This window comes from Mesorhizobium sp. B2-5-11 (genome assembly GCF_006440835.1).
GTDB lineage: Bacteria > Pseudomonadota > Alphaproteobacteria > Rhizobiales > Rhizobiaceae > Mesorhizobium.
Genome location: NZ_VFUK01000012.1, coordinates 91,893 through 114,319 on the forward strand (window position 1 = coordinate 91,893; position 22,427 = coordinate 114,319).

The 22,427-nt window shown below is 59.6% G+C and carries 21 protein-coding genes; 13 read left to right on the forward strand and 8 right to left on the reverse strand.

Annotated features, from left to right (window positions below):
* Positions 1-8 precede the first annotated feature (8 nt).
* The 7 genes from uxuA to FJ490_RS27640 all read left to right on the forward strand — a co-directional run bounded on the left by uxuA (position 9) and on the right by FJ490_RS27640 (position 7,879).
* On the forward strand, positions 9-1,193 hold the full coding sequence (gene uxuA, locus FJ490_RS27610) for a mannonate dehydratase (protein WP_140561305.1): 1,185 nt from the start codon (positions 9-11) through the stop codon (positions 1,191-1,193).
* A gap of 211 nt (positions 1,194-1,404) precedes the next feature.
* The gene (locus FJ490_RS27615) at positions 1,405-2,457 is read left to right on the forward strand and encodes a LacI family DNA-binding transcriptional regulator (RefSeq protein ID WP_224519138.1); all 1,053 of its coding nucleotides are present in this window, start codon (positions 1,405-1,407) and stop codon (positions 2,455-2,457) included.
* 2 nt (positions 2,458-2,459) lie between these two features.
* A complete protein-coding gene (locus tag FJ490_RS27620; RefSeq protein WP_140525309.1) occupies positions 2,460-3,221 on the forward strand; it encodes a glucosamine-6-phosphate deaminase in 762 nt (253 codons plus the stop codon).
* Between the two features lie 34 nt (positions 3,222-3,255).
* Positions 3,256-4,443 carry an extracellular solute-binding protein gene (locus tag FJ490_RS27625; RefSeq protein ID WP_140525310.1) on the forward strand — a complete coding sequence of 396 codons (1,188 nt, stop codon included), beginning with the start codon at positions 3,256-3,258 and terminating at the stop codon, positions 4,441-4,443.
* 446 nt (positions 4,444-4,889) lie between these two features.
* Positions 4,890-5,975: a type III polyketide synthase gene (locus tag FJ490_RS27630; protein ID WP_140513489.1), complete on the forward strand. Its 1,086-nt coding sequence runs from the start codon at positions 4,890-4,892 to the stop codon at positions 5,973-5,975.
* Positions 5,976-6,698, forward strand: coding sequence for a class I SAM-dependent methyltransferase (locus FJ490_RS27635; RefSeq protein ID WP_140525311.1), 723 nt, complete (start codon positions 5,976-5,978; stop codon positions 6,696-6,698).
* A complete protein-coding gene (locus FJ490_RS27640) occupies positions 6,695-7,879 on the forward strand; it encodes an FAD-dependent monooxygenase (RefSeq protein ID WP_140561295.1) in 1,185 nt (394 codons plus the stop codon). Before FJ490_RS27635 ends, FJ490_RS27640 begins: the two co-directional genes overlap by 4 nt.
* Positions 7,880-8,013: 134 nt before the next feature.
* Here FJ490_RS27640 and FJ490_RS27645 read toward each other — a convergent pair whose 3' ends face one another.
* The 4 genes from FJ490_RS27645 to FJ490_RS27660 form a co-directional block, all read right to left on the reverse strand.
* The gene (locus FJ490_RS27645; protein WP_140498458.1) at positions 8,014-8,319 is read right to left on the reverse strand and encodes a hypothetical protein; all 306 of its coding nucleotides are present in this window, start codon (positions 8,317-8,319) and stop codon (positions 8,014-8,016) included.
* A gap of 177 nt (positions 8,320-8,496) precedes the next feature.
* Positions 8,497-8,997: a metallophosphoesterase family protein gene (locus tag FJ490_RS27650; RefSeq protein WP_140498549.1), complete on the reverse strand. Its 501-nt coding sequence runs from the start codon at positions 8,995-8,997 to the stop codon at positions 8,497-8,499.
* A 79-nt stretch (positions 8,998-9,076) separates the two neighbouring features.
* Positions 9,077-9,406, reverse strand: a complete 330-nt coding sequence (locus FJ490_RS27655; protein WP_140498457.1) for a DUF768 domain-containing protein — start codon at positions 9,404-9,406, stop codon at positions 9,077-9,079.
* A 757-nt stretch (positions 9,407-10,163) separates the two neighbouring features.
* A complete protein-coding gene (locus tag FJ490_RS27660) occupies positions 10,164-12,170 on the reverse strand; it encodes a DUF4838 domain-containing protein (RefSeq protein WP_140498456.1) in 2,007 nt (668 codons plus the stop codon).
* Positions 12,171-12,857: 687 nt separating this feature from the next.
* Here FJ490_RS27660 and FJ490_RS27665 point away from each other — a divergent pair.
* From FJ490_RS27665 to FJ490_RS27685, 5 genes are all read left to right on the forward strand, one after another.
* Complete coding sequence (locus FJ490_RS27665) at positions 12,858-13,052, forward strand: hypothetical protein (protein ID WP_140498455.1); 195 nt, start codon at positions 12,858-12,860, stop codon at positions 13,050-13,052.
* A gap of 485 nt (positions 13,053-13,537) precedes the next feature.
* The gene (locus FJ490_RS27670) at positions 13,538-14,017 is read left to right on the forward strand and encodes a MucR family transcriptional regulator (RefSeq protein WP_318012505.1); all 480 of its coding nucleotides are present in this window, start codon (positions 13,538-13,540) and stop codon (positions 14,015-14,017) included.
* Between the two features lie 144 nt (positions 14,018-14,161).
* Positions 14,162-15,811, forward strand: a complete 1,650-nt coding sequence (locus FJ490_RS27675) for a GMC family oxidoreductase (protein ID WP_140625472.1) — start codon at positions 14,162-14,164, stop codon at positions 15,809-15,811.
* Between the two features lie 440 nt (positions 15,812-16,251).
* Positions 16,252-17,031: a response regulator transcription factor gene (locus FJ490_RS27680; protein ID WP_140498453.1), complete on the forward strand. Its 780-nt coding sequence runs from the start codon at positions 16,252-16,254 to the stop codon at positions 17,029-17,031.
* Positions 17,032-17,162: 131 nt separating this feature from the next.
* A complete protein-coding gene (locus FJ490_RS27685) occupies positions 17,163-17,924 on the forward strand; it encodes a Crp/Fnr family transcriptional regulator (protein ID WP_140498452.1) in 762 nt (253 codons plus the stop codon).
* Positions 17,925-18,052: 128 nt separating this feature from the next.
* On the opposite strand, the gene FJ490_RS27690 is transcribed toward FJ490_RS27685, so the two are convergent.
* The 3 genes from FJ490_RS27690 to FJ490_RS33365 all read right to left on the reverse strand — a co-directional run bounded on the left by FJ490_RS27690 (position 18,053) and on the right by FJ490_RS33365 (position 20,983).
* Positions 18,053-18,784 carry a cysteine hydrolase gene (locus tag FJ490_RS27690; protein WP_140498451.1) on the reverse strand — a complete coding sequence of 244 codons (732 nt, stop codon included), beginning with the start codon at positions 18,782-18,784 and terminating at the stop codon, positions 18,053-18,055.
* A 97-nt stretch (positions 18,785-18,881) separates the two neighbouring features.
* On the reverse strand, positions 18,882-20,066 hold the full coding sequence (locus tag FJ490_RS27695; protein WP_140498450.1) for an acyltransferase: 1,185 nt from the start codon (positions 20,064-20,066) through the stop codon (positions 18,882-18,884).
* Between the two features lie 326 nt (positions 20,067-20,392).
* Entirely contained in the window at positions 20,393-20,983 is a 591-nt protein-coding gene (locus tag FJ490_RS33365) for a hypothetical protein (RefSeq protein ID WP_246676717.1), read from the reverse strand.
* On the opposite strand from FJ490_RS33365, the gene FJ490_RS33370 reads away from it, so the two are divergent.
* Positions 20,930-21,577, forward strand: a complete 648-nt coding sequence (locus FJ490_RS33370; RefSeq protein WP_246676604.1) for a hypothetical protein — start codon at positions 20,930-20,932, stop codon at positions 21,575-21,577. The two genes, FJ490_RS33365 and FJ490_RS33370, sit on opposite strands and share 54 nt — an antisense overlap.
* Here the strand turns inward: FJ490_RS33370 and FJ490_RS27705 are convergent.
* Positions 21,494-22,426 carry a transketolase C-terminal domain-containing protein gene (locus tag FJ490_RS27705; protein WP_140498448.1) on the reverse strand — a complete coding sequence of 311 codons (933 nt, stop codon included), beginning with the start codon at positions 22,424-22,426 and terminating at the stop codon, positions 21,494-21,496. The genes FJ490_RS33370 and FJ490_RS27705 overlap by 84 nt on opposite strands.
* Position 22,427: the final 1 nt, after the last annotated feature.

Here is a 22,427-nt window from a genome sequence, read left to right on the forward strand (position 1 = left end):
AATGACGAATGCGCGAGGCATGGAGATGGTTTGGGCCGGATGCGGGGGTTCCGCTCGATGCCGTGCGTCAGGCCGGCGCCACCGATATCGTATCGGCGTTGCACGAAGTCCCGATCGGGCGTGCCTGGACGAAGGCGGAGGTGGCGACGCGCAAGGCGATGATCGAGGATACGCCGTCCGACCGCTCGCCGCTTGTCTGGTCGGTCGTTGAAAGCATACCGGTCCCTGACGCTGTCAAGCGCCACGGCGGCGAGGCGAAAGCCGAGATCGAGGCCTGGATCGCCAGCATGGAAGCGGTTGCGGCCAACGGCATCCATATCATCTGTTTCAATTTCATGCCCCTGGTGGACTGGACCCGCACCGATCTCGATTACGAACTGCCAAGCGGCGCGACCGCGATGCGTTTCGACCAGGACCGGTTCGCAGCCTTCGACCTGCACATCCTGCAGCGCAGGGGAGCCGAAGCCGATTATTCGAACGAGGACCGCGAGCGGGCGAAAGCTGTTTTCGAGGCGATGAGCGAAGAGGAGGCCGCGACCCTCGTCGCCAACATCGCCAGTGCGCTGCCGGGCTCGACCACGGAGCCGTTGACGGTCCCGCAATTTCGCGACCGGCTGGAGCGTTATGCGGGCATCGATGCCGCCCGGCTGCGCCACCATCTCACCGAATTCCTGGCGGCGATCGCGCCCGCCGCAGAGAGCAGCGGCGTCCGGCTTGCGCTGCATCCGGACGATCCGCCCCGCTCGCTCTTTGGTCTGCCGCGGGTGGCCTCGACCGCCGCCGACTACAACGCGCTCTTCGAGGCAGTTCCGTCGCCGGCCGTCGGCATGTGCTTTTGCACCGGAAGCCTTGGCGTGCGCGCCGACAACGATCTTCCGGCGATGGCGAAGCACTTCGCGTCGCGCATCCCCTTCGCACATTTGCGGGCGACCAAGCGCGAAGGCGATGGCCGCACCTTCCATGAAGCGGCGCATCTGGACGGCGACGTGGACATGGTTGCGGTACTGCGCGAATTGTTGGCCGAAGACGGCAAACGGGAACCGCACGACACCATCGTCTTCCGCTCCGACCACGGCCACCGCATGCTGGATGATCTCACAAAAACGGTGAATCCGGGCTATCCGGCGATAGGTCGCCTGCGCGGTCTGGCGGAACTGCGCGGCGTGATCCACGCGCTCCAGTCGAAGGGTTGACGGCGCGGCAATGCCTACCGTGATCGGCGCGGCTTCGGTCCGCCTGCGCCGATCCTGACCTATGTCTGACGTCGATCGGCATTAGGTCGGTTTCCGCCTGTGGAGGAGTGCCTCGGGGGACAGCCCGACTATCCGACCTGTTCTAGGCCAATCAACCCTTGACACGACTTCGTGCAAGCGCTTTCATGCAAGCGCTTGCATGGGGACGCGCATGCCTGACCGAAGGCGGAACAATTCATCTTCAACACCGACGCTGAGCGAGGTGGCGGACGCCGCCAACGTCTCTTCGGCTACCGTTTCGCGTGCTTTCAGCCGGCCGGAACTTCTCAGTCGCGAGACGGTCGCGCGGGTTCACTCGGTCGCCGCGCGGCTCGGCTATGTCCCCAATCATGCCGCGCGCGCACTAAGCACCGGCCGGATGGGCAACATCGCGCTAATCGTGCCCGATATCACCAACCCGTTCTTCGCGGCGATGATGCGTGGGGGGCAGGCGACGGCCCGCGAATGTGGCTATGCGACGTTTATCGGCGATTCTGACGAGACGCCGGAAGTGGAAGACATTCTCCTGACCAAGCTGTCAGCGCAGGTAGAAGGTTTCATCATCGCCTCTTCGCGCCTGCACACGAAACAGATCCTTGAACATGCGCGGAGGCGGCCTTGCGTCCTCGTCAACCGCGACATTCCCGGCATGGTACGGCTTCTGGTCGATAGCGGGCCAAGCTATGGGCAGGCGCTGGAGCATCTGGTTTCGCTGGGCCATAGATCGATCGCCTATGTTGCCGGGCCGGCATTCTCCTGGTCGAACAGCCAGCGCTACGGCACCGTGACCAGGAGGGCCGCCGAGCTTGGGGTTGAGATCGTACGGGTTCCGACCTCGCGGCCAAGCTTCGAGGCCGGCCAGGCCTGCGTCGATGAACTCGTCCTGACGGGCGCGACCGCCGTACTCGCATTCGACGATGTCATGGCGCAAGGCATCATGGCCGGGCTTGCCGCGCGCGGCCTGTCGGTGCCGGGCGACTACAGCGTGATCGGCTGCGACGGCATACTGGCGCCGACCCTTTTCCCGCCCCTGACGTCCATCGCAACCCATTGCGCGGAGGCCGGCAGGCAGGCGGTCGAGCTTCTCGTCGCTATGCTGCAAGGCAAGCCGCTCGCGCACAAGCGCATCAATCTCGTCACCGAATTCGTCATCAGGGCGACAACCCAGGCCCCGTGCTCGCAGCGAGAAACGGCGGGGCTCGATCGACTTACAACCACGGAGTGATCATGCGAATTTACGTGAAACCGGACAAAAAGCTGCTGGGCGCCGCTGCCGCTGAACTGGGGGCGCAGTCGATCCGCGCCGCGATCGAGGCGCGCGGGGCGGCCAATATCGTCGTCGCCACCGGAGCCAGCCAGTTCGAGGTACTTGCCGCGCTGGTGAAGCGGGATGACATCGACTGGTCGCGCGTCACCGGCTTTCACCTCGATGAATATGTCGCCATGCCGGATACGCATCCGGCCAGTTTTCGGCGCTATCTCAAGGAGCGCTTCACCGCGTTGCTGCCGTCGCTCGGGGCCTTTCATTTCATCGACGGGGACGTGCCGGATCCAGGTGCCGAGGTGGCGCGCATCAATGCGTTGATTGAGCGTCACCCCATCGATGTGACATTCGCGGGCATTGGCGAGAACGGCCACCTCGCCTTCAACGATCCGCCCGCGGACTTCGAGACGACCGCACCGTTCCACCTGGTAACGCTGGACGACCGCTGCCGCCGCCAGCAGTTCGGCGAAGGCTGGTTTCCGACGCTGGAAGACGTTCCGCACAGGGCGATCTCCATGACCGTCAACCAGATCATGAAAAGCGGTCTGATCGTGCTGGCGGTGCCGGACCGCCGCAAGGCCGAGGCGGTGCGCGATACGGTCGAAGCGCCGATCTCGCCGATGGTGCCGGCCGGTATCTTGCGCAGGCATGCCGACTGCCACCTGTTTCTCGATCCGCAATCGGCTGCTCTGCTTCGCGAAGTGCCGGACACCGTGGGCGAATAACCGTCCACGCAACCTAGAAAGGGAGGAGACACCAATGACAACCCGACGCAATGCCCTTCTAACGATCCTGGGTGCTGGCGTTGCCGCGGCGGCAAGGCCGGTTTTCGTGCTTGCCAAGGAGTTCCCGAAGCCGAAGGAACCGCTGGTCATCAATGTGGTCGACGTTGCCGGCGACCTGCAACTCAGCCAGCGGGCGCTTGAAAAGTTCGCCGAGACCCATCCGGAACTGATTTCGAAGTTCGTTTACACGCAGGCGCCCGCGCCCGAACTTGCCGCCAAGCTCAAGGCCCAGCAGGCGGCAGGCCGGTTGGACATCGATTTCGTGCTCACCGGTAACGACGCTCTTGCCGCGGGCATCGACCAGGGATTGTGGACCCAGATCCTGCCCGACTACGCCGATATGTTCCCCAAGCTCGACGAGCGCTACCTACCGGGCGCCTATGCCATGCAGCAGATGGCGAAGGGCCAAGCCTTCGTCGATAGCTGGTATCCGTCAGGCCCGCTCCTGGAATATGCGCCGGATCGGGTCAAGGACCTTCCTGGGACCGCTGAAGAGTTGCTTGCCTGGTGCAAGGCGCATCCGGGAAAGTTCATGTATGCGCGCCCGGCGAATTCCGGCCCCGGCCGAACCTTCGTCATGGGCCTTCCCTACCTGCTCGGCGACAAGGATCCGCTGGATCCTATCGACGGCTGGGAGAAGACCTGGGCCTATCTCAAGGAACTGAACGACTGCATCGACTATTATCCCTCCGGCACGACCGTCACCATGAAGGAACTGGGTGACGGCACGCGCGACATCATCGCCACGACCACCGGATGGGACATCAATCCGCGCTATCTCGGCATCGTTCCCGAAGACTACAAGATTGCGACCCTGAAGGGCTTCCACTGGGTCAGCGACGCCAACTATGTGGCTATCCCAAAGGGCGTTTCCGACGAAAAGCTCGGCGTTCTCCTGCAACTGATCGCCTTCATCCTTGAGCCCGAGCAGCAGGCATTCATGTACGATCACGGCTACATGTACCCCGGCCCGTCGATCAGGGACGTGCCGATAGAGATGGCGCCGCAGGACAGCCAGGACACGATCAAGCGTTTCGGCCGGCCCGAATATGCCGCGATGATCGCCGACAACCCGATCGAACCGCCGCTCGACGCCAAACCGCTGGTTGCCATGTTCGAGAAGTGGGACAAGGAGATCGGCGGGGCCAAAAACGCCAAATAGGGTATCTCCGCGCACGGCCATTCGACAGCGGTTTGTCCCCGCTGCCATGATAGCTAAGCCGCCTTGACGATCCCTGGTGGTCCGGGGAACCCGCCGGTCCGACCGAGATCGCGGTCGACTGGCCAAGGCCTTGGCCGGTCAAGGAATGGATGACTCGTCTGGCTATATGGCGGCCGCGGTGCCATCCATCCTGATGCGAATGCGGCATCCGTTGCGTACGGTGCCACATTCGACGCTCGCCCGCCTGCGCCGCCGAGGATGCCTCCAATTGCGCTTGGTGCCGCCATTGGCCGGCACCTTGGAAATCGTCGAGGACGAGGGAAGCTTTCATCTGTCCCGAACGTTTATGAGGGTGTTTACCACCTCTCAGGGGCTGGTCCCGACCCGGTCGGGTTCGTAGTCACCGCCCGCGGTACACCAGCCTAAAGCTGTAGGCCGAGGAAAAGATGCCCGCTCAAGCTTTCATCAACCGGATTGCGGCAGCCGTTCCGGAGAATGGCGTTCACCGCTTCTTTCTTCAATTTGCCGGTTCCCAGTTGACGGCAAATCCCCGTCGCCGGGCGATCTTTGATCGCATGGCGGACAGATGCGGAATAGAGCATCGTTATTCGTGCTTTGCGCCCGCCGATGATCCTGAAGGCCCAAGTGTCGATTTGGAGGGTGTTTTCAAACGCGGCGCGTTTCCAGGCACGGCAAAGCGCATGGAGATGTTCGCGGCCACAGCGCCCGCTCTGGCTGAACAGGCCGTGGAGAAGCTCCTTCATGGTCAGGACAGGAGCCGTATCACACATTTGATCGTCACCACCTGCACGGGGTTTTCCGCCCCCGGCCTGGATCTGGAAATAATTGCCCGGTGCAACCTGCCGACCTCCATCGAGCGCACAATCCTCGGCTTCATGGGTTGCTATGCAGCGATCAACGCACTCAAGCAGGCACGACACATCATCCGGTCGGAACCCGAGGCCCGGGTTCTGGTGGTCAGCATCGAACTCTGTACGCTTCACCTCAAGGAGACCTCCGACCTTGAAAAGCTGCTCTCGTTCTGCCTGTGGGGCGATGGCTGCTCGGCTGCGTCGGTAAGCGCCAGTCCTTTTGGCATAGGACTGGATAGTTTTCACGCGCTCGTCGATGGCGGCAGCCGCGACCTCATGACCTGGAACATACATGACGACGGTTTCGACATGGTGTTGTCGGGAGAGGTTCCCGCCGCAATCCACCATGCACTCGGCACAGACATAGGCAGCATTCTGGGAAACAGGAGCGTTTCAGACGTCGACCTTTGGGCCGTCCACCCGGGCGGCCGCTCCGTTCTCGACGCAGTGGAGCGCGCGCTGAATCTCCGTTCCGACGCGTTGTCGACCTCCCGCGAGGTCCTTCGTGAAAACGGAAACATGTCCTCTGCTACCGTCATGTTCGTACTCGAGCGAATGCTGCGCGAGGCCACAAAGGAAGACCGTGTGGGTTGTGCCATGGCATTCGGACCTGGCCTGACGACCGAGACGATGATGTTCCACACAGCCGGCGATACCTGAATGGCCAATGATCTCGACCATCGTCGGATCGAGCGGGAACTGCTCGACAATTTGCCTCCCGACGATCCAAGGGCCGTCGGTTCGCGGCGTGATCTCGCCTGGATAAACGCACTGATGTTTCAGAGCGCGATCATGGCCAGCCTGTTGAAGGCAAGCGTGCGCAAAAGCCCGACCAGATTTTTGGAAATTGGTTCCGGCGATGGAGCATTCATGCTTTCCGTCGCAAAGCGCCTCGCCCGGCGCTGGACAGATGTCGACCTGGTCATGCTTGACCAGTTCAACCTCATTTCAGACAGGCGGTTCGCTGATTTCTACGCACTTGGTTGGCGGGTCGAAACCATCATCGATGATGTCTTCGAATGGATCCAAAGCCCCCGAGCCGGCGCCTTCGATGTGGTATCGGCCAACTTGTTTCTGCACCATTTTCCGGACGCAGCCCTGAAACGCCTGTTTTTGGCGCTTCGCCCTCTGGCGCCAGTGTTTCTCGCCACCGAGCCGAGCCGAAACGCCATTGCCTTAAGAGCCTGCTCGCTTCTGCATATCATTGGCGCGAACGAGGTGACTTTGCACGATGCGCCGGCAAGCGTCCGCGCCGGTTTTGCGGGTCATGAGCTTTCCAGCCTATGGCCCCCGGATTTCAGGCGCCAGTGTGCAGAACGCAGAATTGGACCGTTTACCCATGCCTTCCTTGCCGTCGACCGCGCTTCGGAAGGTTTGCCATGATGTACGACGCCATCGTCATAGGCGCCGGGCCAAGTGGTTCTTCGGTGGCCCTGGCTTTGAGCGGCCAGGGGCGCGCCGTTGCTATCGTCGAGCGAAGTGAATTCCCGCGCCGCAAAGTTTGCGGGGAATTCATGTCCGCGGTCAATCTGGATCTATTGGATAGATTGGGCGGAGGCGCCGCGGTTCGCGCCAAAGCCGGTCCGGAGGTCAAGCGGGTTGCACTTTTTGCATCGGGTCCCGGCACGGATGCGGGCATGCCGCGGGCCGCGGGAGATGCATTTGGACGCGCGCTCGGGCGCGACGTTCTGGATGGCATGCTTTTGGATGCGGCTCGCGATGCCGGAGCCGACGTGTTCCAGCCTTGGCGGGCGGCGGAGATCACCACCGATGGTGACAACGCTATGGTTCGGATCGAAAGCAAGCACGATCAGGGAGTTCTCGTTGCGCCGGTCGTTATTGCCGCGCATGGCTCGTGGGAACAAGGAAGGCTTCCGACGAACCTGCCGAAAACCAACGCGCCGCACGATCTTTTCGGATTCAAGGCTCATTTCACCGGCGCTGAGCTCGACCGCGACCTCATGCCCCTGCTGGCATTTCCGGGCGGCTATGGCGGCATGGTCTGGGCCGACCGGAACAGGATGTCGCTGTCGTGCTGCATACGCCGCGACGCCTTGATCAGGCTACGCAAAAAAGGCAACGCCTCGTCGGCAGCCCAAGCTGTTCATGCGCATATCCTTGCTTCGTGTCCCCGTGTCGCCTCCACGATCGTGAATGCCACGCTCGATGGCGAATGGCTCGCCGCAGGTCCCATACGGCCTGGCATACGCCCATGTTTTGCCAACGACATATTTCGGGTGGGCAACCTCGCCGGTGAGTCCCATCCCATCATCGCTGAAGGCATCTCGATGGCCTTGCAGTCAGGCTGGTTGTTGGCCAATGAACTGGCTAGGTTCGCCCGTTGGGACCGAGCGGCAAGGATTGCTGTTGGACGCCGCTATTCGAAGGGCTGGAACAGCCAATTTGCAACCCGCATTCGCGTGGCTGCCTTGTTGGCGCGCCTTGCCTCCCATCCCATGTCCGCTGCCGCGATGAACACGTTCGTCAGCGGTTTCCCGAACAGCCTGACGCTGGGAGCCAGATTGACCGGCAAGACGAAACCGCTGCCGATCGCGTGCGACTGAGAGGCTCAAGACTTTGTGCTCCAAGACGCTATAGCGGTCATGCACTCCGTCTTTCGATAGCCCCAGCCTTGCGATTCGACATGATGTCTCAGGCCCGGTCATCGCCGGGCCTGAGCTGAATTCTGCTGGCGGAACTATTTGTTGCAATTTTGGGACGGCGAGGTGGCAGTGCCGCTGGCGGTATTGGTGTCGACGTCATTGCCCGCAGTGTCCTTGCAACGGTCATTCATGCCGTTTGGTGTTGTCGTGGTCGAGTTCGTCGCATTCGGATCAGTTGTGACGGTCCCCGTGGTGCTGCCGGAGCCGTTGACGCTCGTGCCGCTGTTGTTCATGCCGCCGCCTGCGGTACCGCCGGCATTGCCCGAGCCGCTCGTTTGGGCCAGGGCGGATGTGGCGAGCGCTAAGGACAGGGCGGATGCGACCAAGATCGTTTTCATCATAAGTGCCTCCATTGGTTAAATCGCTTGTTGCGATCACTTTCCCAACGGAGCGCCGTCCTTGTTGTTCCTGTAACGGAAAATCGTGATCGATCTTCATTCTTGTCCGGCTTTGATGCTGAGCGAAGCACATCCAGAACTGTATAAAGGACGACTGCGGTCAGTGGCGACGGGCCACGCTCAGCCTGATCGACGGTTGTGCTTGCTGAGCAGGATCGGCAGGGAAACCGGCCGGAAATTCCACACGTCAACGCCGACATCACGCTGGCGAGTAAGCGGCTTCAGCTTGCCATGCGAATGGCCGTGCAAATTCACCGATCCCTTGCCCATCTGATTCCAGGTCCGAAACGGATAATGGCACAGGACGAGGAGGGTACCGTCCACCACCAGTTCCGCATAGTGCTGGATGCTGGCCCAGCCAGATGCGAGCGTTGCATCGCTTCCGTCATTGTTGCCGATGATCAGGTGCTTGCGCCCATTGAGCTGCGACAGGATGTTTTCGATGCCGGCCTTCGGGCGGGCAAAATCACCCAGATGCCAGATCTCGTCGTCCGAGCCGACGGTCTCGTTCCAGAGGCTCATCAGCGCCGCGTCATGCGTTGCCAGCGAGCCGAACGGCCGCCGATCAATTCGCAGGATGCGTGGATCGTTGAAATGAGTATCGCTCGTGAAGAAGATCATCCTGCGCGCGACTTCCCTCGCTGATCGACCCAGCCCGATACGCCGGACTAACGATCCGGTATTCGGCTGTACGCGCTCGTCAGCTTCCTTCCTTACGGCCGTCACCGGCGGCAGACGCTGAGTGTTCAGGCTCCGCAGCCTCAAGACCTTCGATAATCGGCGTAAGCGAGCCATCTTCCTCCGGAACTGGTTGCCGGCCGTTGGCTGCGTTCGCCTTGTCGAGGGCCTGCTGGATGGCGTCCTCTATGTTGCCGATATCTTCTTCGCGAACCTCGCGCCCGTATCCTGCGGCGTCCGCATCCTGCTCGAATTGCTGGGCCAACACCGCGACGCTGACTTGCGTGTCGGTCGCCAGGTTTCCGACATTCTCCTGCAGCCAGGTTCGAAAGAACTCGATCGTCGCGCTCATATTGCCTCCTGAACCGGACAACTGCTGCTGAGAGCGGTTGTTCCATGTTCCTGGCTACACTTTGCGGACTCTTGTGACGTTGACCTTGGGTACCGGGGATCCGATGAACGCGCCGGTTGAGCATGGCCATTGCCGCTGCCATCGGTGCCGCGGCCCTTGCCGTCGGCAACACACGGTATCCGAACGGAGTAGCCCCAAACTGTCAGCTTACAATTTGCAGTCATAGGTTACAGACTTCCCGCGTTCTATAAAGGGAGGTGGGAAGTACCTGGGCCTAACAATACTCTAGGGCGCGGTTGAAGGTTCGCCTTCGAATCGCGAAATGCCCAGGTGGTTCACAGCTCCCAAAACAATGGGAGGTGTCAGCCAAACAGGATGAAAATCGGGTTTCGGACCCTAGTCCCCTCGGTCCGATCCACCGGTTCAAGGGCAACGTAACACAGCTCAAAGCCGACAGGAAAAATGCAGTCCGGCAAGTCTCGGCCTCACATCGGGAAACCAGAGCCAGGCACCGACTTCCGCGCAGCACGACGTGTCCTCTCCGGCGATTGAGGAAAAATTGCGAGGTGATTGTCGTGTCTGTCGCCTGTCTTGACGCAGTCCCCCCGTTCATGGACAGAAGCGCTCCCGCAACTGCACCGAGCACAGTCGGCAGTGCCTGGCACAACGCCGACCACCTCTCCCTAGCTGGCCAGGGCGCGATATCGCGCGGCTTGGCCAGCTAGCTTCCCGCAAATCTTCTTTCAAAATAGATGGATCATTCCGGATCAAGGTCCGGAGATTGAATCGCAAAGCCCGGCAGGATCCAACTCTGGCTCTCCACCCACGCGCAGTGATTCATGTTGGATATCCACATATGCTCATATGATCGCCGAAATTGCAGCAACGCTTCCAGTTCCGGCTTTCCGCGCTCATAGGCGGATTGCGGATCGCCGAGCGTGAGCTTGCTGGCCGCTCGCGAGCACAGCTTCGCATGCTGCAATCCCAGCTCAAGAAACTTCACCCGCATCGAGGCTTCCGGATCTTGGATTGCGGAGGCTGCCGCCCTGTCAAGCAAGGCTTCCGCCGGCGCGAAACTCTCCTCTGGATAGACAGCGTGCGCCGCCTTCGCCCAGCTTCGCCAACGAGATGCTCCAAGAGCCTCGAACCCCTCCCGCAGCTGGGCGCGAGCGTTCGAAGTATACGCCTGCCAATAATCAAAATAGCTTTTGACGTCGTCGGCCGCAGGTCCGAAGGCTGAATAATATTCCGACAACAATGACTCCACGGCAGTCTCAGGATGTGTCTGCAGGCGCATCAACAAATAGAGATTTGGACCTTGCGTCGCCCAATGGCCTGTCAGCGAGTCAAAATCGGTTCCGACCATCCCGTTTCGCGCCGCGTTCTGAAACTCGTCGGCGAACTGGCCGGCGAATATGTGCGGCATGCAGTAGCCATCCAGGAAATAGTTGGTGCGCATGAACACCTGGGCAGTCGTTGCCGCCCATCCGCGCCACTGGTCTTTTATCCAGTCCTGCTCTTCGCCGCTGCGTGGATAGTACCAGGCCGATGGGCAAAACCCGATCAGGATATTCGGGTTCAACTTGATTCCCGATGTCGGTGCCGCGAAGTAATTCATATAGGCGTATCCCACCACGACCGCGTTAGGGTCGTCTTTCGCGGCTATCCGCTGAATGGCTTGCCATGAACGCGCATAGCGGTCCGATACGAAAGGCTTGCTGGCGATCTTCGACTTCGACGGAATGAACTTTCGATAGTCAGGCGGCTCTGGGCCATCCAGCGCTTTGCATATTTCGCACTCGCACTGCCCCGGGATGTCGTTCTCGACCGCATTGACGAAAGTTGGCTGTCCCGCAGAGGCGCTCCGATGCTCACGCCATTGCGAGACGATCTCTTCTCGCAAGCCCGGATTGGAAATGCACATCGAGAAGCGAGCGCCCAGCCTCACCGGGCCCCGTTTGCCTCTGACCAATTGAAACCATTCGGGATGCTCGGTGCCATACCGCTGCCACCAGTCGACGAAAGCGTGACCGTAGTTCGTGGGTACTCTGCGGCCCATTCGGTGGCGACGCAGGAACGTGGCCTGGGCTTTCATATATTCTTTCGCCGCTGCTGCGGTGAAACCCATTTCGGGATGTTCTTCGCTCGTGAAGCCAGCCCCAGCGCGCACGCGACGCTGCATGAACCGGGGCGTAACGACGTAATCAAGCGCGGGGATCACCAAGGACTGTGCCTTTGGGACAAACGTTCCCAGTTCACCTGGCCATAGCCATCGGACACCGAAATAGCGATCAAGGAGCTCGTACACGCCGAAGAGGGTGCCCGCGGACGTGTTTTGGTCGAGTGCACTGCCGGGATGATCGAGGCCGGCGATGCACAGATGGTTGCCGACGGTTCGGATGATACAGGTTTCACGCGCCAATGCGCCGAATGTGATTCCGGCTGCCCGGGCGAACCGGGTGTCGCCCAGAAAAATATGGGCGGCGTTACGCAAGCCAGCCGGCGAGACATGGTTTTCAGTTGTGATGGTAGGTTGGATGCCGGTCGCTTTTTCTATGTGCCAGCCGAGTTCCGTGGCGGCGTAGTGAACAGAGCCACTCGGCTGATCCGAAATAACGAGCGTTGCCGCAGGTCTGCCGCCGGCGATAAGCGTTACGCCAGCTGAAGATTGAGTGGCCGCATTGCCAGGGTTGGTAAAGCCAAGCCAGTGTAACAGGCCCAGAACCGTTCCCTGTGCAAACGTCCTTCGCGATAACGGCCCCATGCCAAAGACCTCACTTATGCGCGCGCATCCAAGAATGTAGACCCTTTTTACGAGGACGGGCGTTCACAACAATTTGTATCAAGTAAGCTTTGCATGCTTCAGCCGTCACGTTTCCCTTGCCCGCATGCCGATCCATTGCTCGCCAGTCTGCAGTTCGGGGCCAAGGCGAAGATCAGTGTGTAAGGGTTCTCTTTGTATAGTAGGTACGTGCACACAGAGTCCTATCTCATTTAAAGGGCTCAAAGAATTAATCGAGATATCCGCGATTTTTCTCGAAAAAACTATCCATCTCCACGGGACAAGCAATGCCCTCTTTTGGAGGCTTATCATGATCGAACACATTCTTTTGACAGTCTCACTGAGTGCTTCAGTGGCTTCTTCATCTCGTCGTTTTGCCGATTCCGGACAAAGGTCGGGTCGTCCGAGGCCGGCCCGATCGGATGGCACCTGCGGATCTGGTGAAAACCGCTGGCAAGTCTGGTGGGTGCGGAGAGGACGGCAAAGGCGGCCAAATAGCTCCAGCCTGGGGATATCGCCCAATTCAATACTCCGCTGGCGTAGCCAGCGGAGGCAGTTTTCACCGCTGTGCGACCCATTTGCGCAAACCAATGGTGAAGTCCTCACGATCTGGGAACTCTCATCCGCCATGTTCGTTACTGCTCCACATTATGGAGAGATGGGGGTCGGATGGATTTTTCGAGACGCAGGGACTGGGAAGCTCTAGCCAGCGCCCTCGACATCAACATCTATCAGCGTTCAAAGACAGTGTGGATTGCGGCTGGAAAGTACCGCGGCAAAGACATTGAAGTGAAAGGCCGCTCGCCAAGCATCGCACTCGCATTGTGGAAGGAAGCTGCGGGCTATACCGGCTCGGAGTGGTAGAAAGAGCGGTTCGTCAAGCCGCGCCGCTCAGGTCCAAGCGCACATGCGCAGTGCAAGGCGCAAGCATTGTTCAAGGCTTACGGGCTTGGAGATGTCTTGCGCTGTCCGCGTGGACAATCGCGACTTTAAGCGCGCCATGAAGCTCCAGACACGACAGCCTTGAACAAGTCGAGCCGTCGCGAACAAGTCGAGCCGTCGCAGCGAGGCGGCGCTGGATATCGATTTGACGGTCGATACCGGTACGCGACATGTGCGCGCCGGCATCGGATCAGTGCGGTCTTGCCGGCTTAGCTGTGCCGCCGGTGTTGCCGGTTTCGCCGCTGCCATCACGGGATCGGGATTGCCAAGCGGTACCACTTTTGGATGGATCGGCTGCCGCCAAGGGACAATTGACACAAACGGCACCTGGGGATGGCATTGGGCCATGCAAGGAGCGGGGCATCAGGAGCATTCTCCTGTGACGGTGGGCAATCCTTCAATGAGCGATGCAGAACGTGCTCCGCGCCTCGGCCACGGAAGATAGCCTTCTTCAGGCAATGAGCGGACTCATGGACTCTGACCCCGCCGACCACATTGAGCTAACCGCTGATATTGTTTCGGCCTATGTCAGGAAAAACCGGACGTCGCCTTCCGATCTGGTTGACCTGATCCAGAATGTCGGCCGTGCCTTGCAAAAGCTTGCCGTGGGCGATCACCAGCCCGAACCGAAACCTGTTCCAGCCGTGCCGATCCGCAAGTCGGTGACCCCTGACTTCATCGTCAACCTGGAGGACGGGCGCCGCATGAAATCCTTGAAGCGGTATCTTACATCCATCGGCATGACGCCAGCGCAATATCGCCAGAAATGGGGCTTGCCGCCGGATTATCCGATTGTGGCGCCAAATTTAACTGCGTTGCGCTCGGAGGCAGCCAAGAGGATCAGGCTTGGACAACGGAATGCCAGTGGCCGAACTTCCAGAGGCTAACCGAATGGAGCACAGGGCGAGGCTCCGGCAGTCCTCGCGCCGTTGCTCGTATCGTGACATTTGTTTTCTTCGGATCACAAATTTGACGTGCCCGCCCGATGCCAGCGGGACCAACAGTCAAATGGGGCTGGGGGCAAGGCGCAAATGGCCACGCTCTCACAGGCGTGCAATTGCTGGTCCCGATCGACACCATGCCCGATCGACGCCATGATTGAAGATTGCAACGCGTTTCCGCAAGGCATGCGCCTGGAGGCGGATGTGTGCATCGTGGGAGCGGGTGCCGCCGGCCTGGCGATAGCATCACAACTAGAAGGCACGCGGCATCGCATATGCGTCATCGAAAGCGGTGGCATGACGTACGAGCACTGGCGCCAACGGCTGTCGCGCGGGCTGTCCGTGGGTCAACCTTACGAAGCTCTTGATCTTTGCCGCCTTCGTCAGTTCGGCGGGAGCACAGGCAAGGCTGGTTGGGGCGGATGGTGCAAGATGTTGGACCATGGCGATTTCGAGCATCGGCCCTGGATACCCCTGAGTGGTTGGCCCGTCGCCCATAAATCATTACTACCCCATTATGAGACCGCAGCCCGCCTGCTCGGAATCGACGACCTGCTGACCGATTGGCCGACTTCCGCGGTCATGCCTGAAAACGGGCCGCTCTTTTCGGAACGCTGCTTTCTCAGTCCCACTCCGGATCTCGGAGCAACGCTTCGCAAGAAGCTTCAGGACGCAAAAAACGTCCAGGTCGTGCTGCATGCCACGGCGCTGCGGCTCGACACCGACGACTGCGGAAGGCGGGTTCGCTCCATCGAGGTAGCGAGTACGCCGAACAAACGATTCCAGATTGCTGCGCGATTTTTCGTGCTGGCCTGCGGCGGTATCGAAAACGCGCGCCTGCTCCTTGTCTCAAACCGACAGGCGCCGAATGGCATAGGAAACCAGTATGACCTGGTTGGCCGCTATTTCATGGAGCATCCCCGGGTAAAATGGGGAAGCCTGCAAGTCAGCCAGCCCGACAACATGATAGACCTCCACGTGCCCTGGACCCGCACGACCGGATTGTCGCCTGAAAACCGCGGCACCAATGATGCATTCGGACTGGCGCTGCGGCCCGAAATACGTGCAAGCGAGCGCCTCCTCGATTCCCGCACATGGATCAAGCCTGGGCCTTGCGTCAATCATATGGATGGTTCCGAAGCTTTGCAGTATCTTGCCTTCTGGCTGCGGAGAGGCCGGCTGCATCGCGACCTTATCAAATGCGGCCGAACTATCCTGATGCATCCGGCGGGAGCAATATCGGCAGGTTTCGAACGGATCTGGCACTCACGTCGGCGTGCAAGGCATTTTCATTTTGACACGATACTGGAACAAGAACCGGATCCGGCAAGCCGCGTCACGCTCGATACAAGGCTCGACGAGTTCAGTCTGCCCCGTGTGAAGCTGCAATGGAACGTGGGGCCTCTCGTCCGACGGACGCTTGAACGTGTCCAGGCGATCATCACTGAAGAGATGAAGCGGCTGGGGCATAGAAGCGCCATTCATCCAGGCCAGGACAAAAACCCGGCGGGGGAGCGAGACATTCCATATCACTGGGTTCGACACCACATGGGCACGACGAGGATGAGCGACGACCCGCGAACCGGCGTGGTCGATAGTTCGTGCCAGGTGCACGGCCTCGCAAATCTGTTCGTCGCCGGCAGCTCGGTCTTCCCGACCGGAGGCAACGACATGCCCACTCTCACCATTGTCGCGCTCGCTATCAGACTGGGCCAGCACTTGCGGCAAAGCCTCGAATAAGCTCGCCTCCACCTTCGCCAAAGCGGTCAATCGACGAGGAAAGGGAGCAGGCTGCGACGTCTCATGCCGCAGGTCCGCCATATGGAATATGCCGGCTCCTGAATGTAATTTTACGCTTTGCCGAGAAAGTGTGCGCGTTTTGAGCGAAGGTCTGACCAACGGCTCACATAGCCACCCCTGTTCAGCTCTTTGTCGTAACGATTCTGGATGACCGCTACTTCCGTAGCTACCCCCTATTGGTAAGCGCATGGACTTCGAAGCCAACTATAATACTGCAATCACGACTTTTTCACTTTGATTGCTTGAGGAAACCGAAATTTTGGCCGCGCTGTGCGTTTTGTCACACCACCACCTCCGGTCCACAAGCTATTACTAAAGTGTTAAGGTATGGGTTTAAAAGCGAAATCTCCGTTGGGGCGAGATTTGCGCGGGGGTGAGTCATGACAAGTTTTTTGCCTGCGAATGATCGGACGGACAAAACTGATCTTGATCAATATCCATCTATTCTCGACGTCAATCGTCTCTCACCGTCCTCGGGAGAGGGAATCGAGATTGCAATCATCGATGGCCGGCCTTTGATGTGTGACTGCTTCAGCAGAAGCCTCGAAATCATCGAGCCATCATTTCATATCCAGCATTACGCGTCGGTCGAAGCGTTCGACATGGCGGATCCCGAAGAAACGCAGAGAGTTTCGACGGTCCTGATGTGTGTGATGTGGTCGAACTCCCAGGCGGACTATCATCTTTCCCAGATAGGCCATCTGAAAGCGACCAGGCCCGAGGTAGGGGTGGTCATCCTATCGGATATCGAGAACTTTGAGGACATTCTCAAAGTGGTCGAAAACGGCGCGCGTGGCTATATTCCCACCAGCGTCAGGTTGCAGGTGGCCGCCAAGGCCATCCAGCTTGTCGCGGCGGGCGGAACTTTCGTCCCGCCCAGTGTTCTCTTTCATTCAGGACGCGCCGTCACCGACGGTCAGTCCGCGACCAAGCAGCAGCCGCACGGAGACAACACTTTTACCTCGCGTCAGATGTCTGTCATCGAGGCATTGCGTCGAGGAAAGGCGAACAAGGTCATCGCGTACGAGCTCAACATGTGTGAAAGTACGGTCAAGGTACACATTCGGAATGTCATGAAAAAACTTCGTGCGAGAAACCGTACCGAAGTTGCCTACATACTCAACACAACGCCGTATGAAGGGATTGCCATACGGAATTGAAATATGGGTGCCGCCTCACTCAACGAGTAATGGTTCTTGACGGACCGTTTTAGTAGATGTGATTTGCTTGAGTTTGGGGAGCAGCCGCAACGGAAGCGGCTGCGAACCTTTGCAAGGGGGCGCTACCCAGCATGAAACAACCGCCCGTTCGATATCCAGGCCCGCAGACTGACGGGGAGATCACCTCCGTAGCTGATGCCAACCATATGCACGGGCCGGATTTGAAAAATATCGAGCATTTCAGCAATGTTAAGTCGTCCACGCTGATCGAGATAGACCGCCGCTGTCGTTGGTTGCATCTCAATGAAGGGGACGTCCTGGTCCCGGCCGGCGAAAGTGTCGACCGGCTTTTTTTTCTGCTCGAGGGCGAGCTTCGAGCGCTCGTTTATACCCGCAATGGCAAGATTGTGTCGCTCCCCCCTGCGCATCGTGGCTCGCTTGTTAACGGAATTGCCTTGAGCGGCGACATCCAGATGCCATATTCGGTCGAAGCGGCGGGACCATGCACTATCGCTTCGATCGGCAGTCGTGCCTTTCTGGACATAGTCAAGCAGGATCCTGAAGCCCTGCATGCGGTTGTACAATTGTTGGTGGAACGTCAGCAGGTGCTTGTCGAGCACATCGTTGAGCTTTCGACGCTCAACGTTCGGTCCCGGGTGCATAAGGAGTTGCTGCGCTTATGCGCTGAAGACATCGGAGCCGACGGTTCGGCGAGGATTTCTCCTATCCCGACCCATACGGATCTGGCCCACCGCATTGGCACCCACCGCGAGGCGGTGGCACGCGAGTTGAGCTACCTGCAAAACATCGGACTCGTGCTGCGCCACGCCAAAGAGCTTTACGTGCCTGATGTATCCCGTATCGCCGATCTTGTGGCAAAGTCGGACGACTAAATCGTAGGCGATGCGTCGGGGCACCTTTCGAGAGTGGTCGGGACGTCGGTTGTGTTTGGGCTTGATCTACGCTGGCCCTGAGCGGCAGCCGCGGTGCTCCAAGGCGACTGATAGGCAGCTTCGCCTGCTCATTCGGCTAGTTCAAGACGACCGTGAACTCGCTCTGCGACCGACTTCAGGAATTGGTCGGACGTCGATGTCCATCCAAAGAGTATCTGAACGAGCGTGATCGAGGCATCATGATTGCTCCTTGGGGCGTCCCAAGCGATGGGCTCGCTGGTGCAATCCGTCAGCAGTATGCAGCGATAGTCCCTGAAGAAGGCATCCCGAATTGTCGATTCCACACACACGCTGGTCGTGCATCCTGTCACGATGAGGTGTTTGACGCCTGCGGATTTCAGAACAGAATCGAGTTCGGTTTCGTAGAAACCGCTGAATCGCGTTTTATAGAGGACGACATCCCCTGCCTGTGGCTTGAGGCCGTTGACGACCTCTGTTCCCCAGGTGTCGCGGATCAGAATCCGGCTCTCGCTGCCATCCGGGGCTGTCATGTTCGCGCCCACCCCGAAGATCTGGAGATGTCGAATACGGTTGGGGGCGTCCGACGTTCCAAGGTCCGAGAGGTCGCGATGATATCCCATCTTCAGGTAGACGATGGGCATGCTCAATTCGCGAGCGGCAGCTATTACGCTGGCAGTAGGGCCTACAGCCCGTTGAATCCCGGAGATATCGATTCCGGCTCTGTCGAACATTCCACCGTTGGAGCCGAAGTCATTCTGCATGTCCACGACGAGTACGGCAGCGTCAGCGGGATCAATTGAAATAGGTTGAGGCTTGGCGTCGATGACAAATGGATGCATTTCGTCCTCATCCCTGCTTGCAGCCTAACAACAGTGGTTACGACCAGTCTGCTATCTATCCGCCTCAAAAGCCGCAGGCCGCCGCGCAACGGCGATCCTACCCCCTTAGCCATGCCGCACGTTTGGCATTTGACGCCAGCCAAAGCCGCATCGCGCTTGGCTGCGAGGCCGAGCGATAGATCTTCTGATGATAGACAAACTCATAGGGCCACAGCTCAAGCGTTCGGTTCGCGAAATGCGTCAGCACCCAGGTGATCGCCGCCGCCGCCAAAATGAAGGCGCTCATCGATAGGACAACATTGCCGGAAAAAAGATGGGCGCGGGAAAACAGCGAGCGTGTCAGAAGATACGTGTAGGGATGCACCAGATACAGGCTGTAGCTCACCGTTCCGAAGTATCGAAGCAGCCGATTGCCAAGGAGTAGTGCCGTCAAGCTGTTCCGCGACACTGCAAGGCAGAAGTAGAGCCCCGTCGCGACCATGAGCAAGGGAAGCTCGGCATTTTGGAAATCGGACCAGTGATAGTCGTAATGGCCGCGGCTGGCGAGAAAGACGCAAGCTGCCAGCGCCCCGCTCTCGGCAAGCCGATGGCGGCCCCGGTTTACCCATTCAAATCGATCGTAGGCAAGGCGGATCAGCCCGCCGGCAAGAAAATACAAGGCGATCGGGTACCGGGCGATAAAGAGCGCCGCGAGAAGACCGAGCGCAATTGTGCCGAGTCTGGTTGGGCGACGAACCGTCAGGAAAACGAACGCTGCCGTAAACACATAGAACCAGACCTCGAAGGTCAGGCTCCACGCGTTCGGCGTCAATTGCTCGGTATGGGTTGCAAGGTTCAGGAATGTCAGTCCTGCCAGAACCGCTGTGAGATTGTTGGTTTCGGGATAAAAGTTGGTGGTTGCGTTCAGCAAGATGAAAAGCAGGCTTAGCGCGAAAAACAGAGGGTAGAGGCGCAGGAACCGTCGGGCAGCAAACTGAGCGGGACTATAGCGTATCGCACTGGGCAGGATGACGAAGCCACTGATTACGAAGAAAAGGCAGACTCCGAAGGTGCCGAAATTCCAGAAGGGCGTAATGCGGTCGACATAGGCCGAATTGGAGGCGTAGACGTGCTCCGCCGTGCCGCCCAGGAGGTGAGCGAAGAAGACCATAAGAGAAGCAATGCCGCGCAACCCATGCGCGGCTACATTGAACGAATTGTCGCCAGCCGGCTTCGCTGACGCTTCGACGGGAAAATGCTGCGGACCCGATGAGTTCTGAGGATGGAGATGTGCAACGGTCATCTGAGCCTTCAAGTTGGATCCCGCAGACCATTTCACCGTACACCATCCCAGGTCTCGCAATGCTCGGGAATTCGAAGGACACCCCCGCCCAAAAGTAGTGGGCTGCCGCAGAAAAACTCCACCGGATGACTAACAGCCGCATTGCGGGACTGATTTAACCCAGGCCCGATGCTGATTGCGGGCGATCGCTGGACCGCAACCGAAGTACGGCTTGACTGACACCGATCGGAATTGGCGAACCCTCGGCCGCAGCCACGAGAGCCGCCCCGTCGAACCGCCCCGCCATGTCGCTTTCTCGAGCCGGAGATCGCCTTGGGCGACATGCATTAGCGGAGATGGCGGCGGCCCTGCGCGTCGACGATGGTGTTGTCTGCGACATTGGCGCTGATGTGCGCGCCGTTGTGGATCAGGCAGTCGGCGCCGATCTGGACGCCCAGGAGCACCGTTGCGCCCATTCCCACGACGGTCAAGGCTCCGATGCCCACTCCGCCGGCTATGATAGCGCCTGGTGTCAGGTGCGCATTGTCCTGAACGACGCTGTCGTGGCAGACTATAGTCCCCTGATTGACGATGACGTTGTTACCGATCGCACAGCGCGGACCGATGCTCGCGCCGGCCAAAATATGGCAGCCATGTCCAATCCTGGTCGCCTTGGAGACGATCGCGGAAGGATGGATCACAGGCGGCAGAACGAAGCCCATTGCGGTGGCGCGTTCATACATTGCCCGCCTCACCTGGCTTGACTGGGCGCCTCCGATGCCGATGAAAGCATAGCGCGTGCCCTCCGCAAGCAAACGCTCCAGGCAGTCTTCCGTGCCGATCACCGAAATACCGCCGCAGACGTGGTGGCCGGCGGGCAACGCTTGATCGGTGCAGCCCAGGATATCGTATCCGGCACCATCGAGAGCATCGATCAAACAGGCGGCGTGGCCGCCGCCGCCGATGATGACGGCCCGCCTGGAGAAAGCGACGGAACTCGGCTCGCCCGGTTCGGCTCTCTTGGCGGCGGATCGGCGACCGGCAGCAGCGCGCACCTCGGCTTCGCCAATGCGGCCATTGGACGGAATGACGTCCGCAAGGTTGACCCCGAGCTCGGATGCGGCCTTGCGGGCTTTAGCCGTTATCGCGACTTCGCTGGCCCCGACATCGGCCGCGCTGGTCTCCCCGACAACGACATTCGAATTTTCGTCGATGATTTTGCAAAGCGTTGCGCCGACAGGAACGAAGTCACCGACCTTGATGTCCAGCAGGCCGACAGTTCCTGCCTCCGGAGCATCTACCTCGACTGCGGCCTTGGTGGTCTCAAGCACGAAAAGAATGGTGCCTTGTTCGACCCTTTCACCTTGTGCGACCCGAATCTCGATGAGCTGGAGATTGTCCTCGTTGGCGTTAACCCGCGGGGCTTCGACAAGCACGGTCATGTACGCTTAGCCTTTCTGGAACAGCTCGATGCAGGCCGCCTGGATGGCGTTCACACCCGGCAGCAGATCGTCCTCCCAGTCGCGGCTTGAGGGAATGGGGTGATCGGGCCCGGTCAATGCGCTGAAGTGCCTGACCCGGCCGATCAGCGCGCGCGCACACTCCGACGCGAAGCCCCAGCCGGGAGAGCCTTCCTCCACCGCGACCACACGCGTGCAGTTGCCGACCTGGCTTCGGACCTCATCGCCAGGGAAGGGCGACAGCTGTTCGACGGCCACCACGGTGGTCGCGATTTCCTCCTCTTGCGCGAGTTTCTTTGCGGCCGCGACAGCGTGCTCGACGCAACCTCCATATGTCAGGATCACGACATCTGCATCCGCCGGGCGTGGAAGCGCGTCGGGTCCGAGCACGGGCCTGGAATACATCACCTTGTTTTCGATGATCAGGTGAGGGGATCGCGACGCGAAGGCCCGATGCAGAAGCGTACCAGGATCGGCATACTCGTGAGTGGCAAGCACCGTCAGCCCGGGCACGCCGCAAAAATGCTTTTCCAGGCTTTGCGAGTGCGTCGGCCCATAGCCGCGCCGTCCGCCCATGGGAGCGCGGATGATGACGGGGACCTCAACCTGGTCGTTGTACATCCAACGGAACTTGGCGACGTGATTGATGATCTGGTCGGCAGCAAGGGCTATGAAGTCTCCGAACATGAGTTCGACGATCACAGGCCGGCCTTTGATGGCCATGCCTGCCGCCATGCCAACAATGCCGCCTTCGCTGATCGGCGTGGTCCAGACACGGTCCTTATAGGCTGACGAAAGACCCTTGGTGACTTTGAAGGCGCCACCGTAGGGGTCAAGGACATCCTCACCCAAAATCACCAGACGGAGATCGGCTCCCATGAGATCGTGTAGCGCGCGGTTGATAGATTCGACGACACGCATG

Coding starts and splice junctions, on each gene's coding strand:
- uxuA (WP_140561305.1), top strand. CDS start 9: ATGCGCGAGGCATGGAGATGGTTTGGGCCGGATGCGGGGGTTCCGCTC.
- FJ490_RS27615 (WP_224519138.1), top strand. CDS start 1,405: ATGCCTGACCGAAGGCGGAACAATTCATCTTCAACACCGACGCTGAGC.
- FJ490_RS27620 (WP_140525309.1), top strand. CDS start 2,460: ATGCGAATTTACGTGAAACCGGACAAAAAGCTGCTGGGCGCCGCTGCC.
- FJ490_RS27625 (WP_140525310.1), top strand. CDS start 3,256: ATGACAACCCGACGCAATGCCCTTCTAACGATCCTGGGTGCTGGCGTT.
- FJ490_RS27630 (WP_140513489.1), top strand. CDS start 4,890: ATGCCCGCTCAAGCTTTCATCAACCGGATTGCGGCAGCCGTTCCGGAG.
- FJ490_RS27635 (WP_140525311.1), top strand. CDS start 5,976: ATGGCCAATGATCTCGACCATCGTCGGATCGAGCGGGAACTGCTCGAC.
- FJ490_RS27640 (WP_140561295.1), top strand. CDS start 6,695: ATGATGTACGACGCCATCGTCATAGGCGCCGGGCCAAGTGGTTCTTCG.
- FJ490_RS27645 (WP_140498458.1), bottom strand. CDS start 8,319: ATGATGAAAACGATCTTGGTCGCATCCGCCCTGTCCTTAGCGCTCGCC.
- FJ490_RS27650 (WP_140498549.1), bottom strand. CDS start 8,997: ATGATCTTCTTCACGAGCGATACTCATTTCAACGATCCACGCATCCTG.
- FJ490_RS27655 (WP_140498457.1), bottom strand. CDS start 9,406: ATGAGCGCGACGATCGAGTTCTTTCGAACCTGGCTGCAGGAGAATGTC.
- FJ490_RS27660 (WP_140498456.1), bottom strand. CDS start 12,170: ATGGGGCCGTTATCGCGAAGGACGTTTGCACAGGGAACGGTTCTGGGC.
- FJ490_RS27665 (WP_140498455.1), top strand. CDS start 12,858: ATGGATTTTTCGAGACGCAGGGACTGGGAAGCTCTAGCCAGCGCCCTC.
- FJ490_RS27670 (WP_318012505.1), top strand. CDS start 13,538: ATGCAGAACGTGCTCCGCGCCTCGGCCACGGAAGATAGCCTTCTTCAG.
- FJ490_RS27675 (WP_140625472.1), top strand. CDS start 14,162: ATGGCCACGCTCTCACAGGCGTGCAATTGCTGGTCCCGATCGACACCA.
- FJ490_RS27680 (WP_140498453.1), top strand. CDS start 16,252: ATGACAAGTTTTTTGCCTGCGAATGATCGGACGGACAAAACTGATCTT.
- FJ490_RS27685 (WP_140498452.1), top strand. CDS start 17,163: ATGAAACAACCGCCCGTTCGATATCCAGGCCCGCAGACTGACGGGGAG.
- FJ490_RS27690 (WP_140498451.1), bottom strand. CDS start 18,784: ATGCATCCATTTGTCATCGACGCCAAGCCTCAACCTATTTCAATTGAT.
- FJ490_RS27695 (WP_140498450.1), bottom strand. CDS start 20,066: ATGACCGTTGCACATCTCCATCCTCAGAACTCATCGGGTCCGCAGCAT.
- FJ490_RS27705 (WP_140498448.1), bottom strand. CDS start 22,426: ATGCGTGTCGTCGAATCTATCAACCGCGCGCTACACGATCTCATGGGA.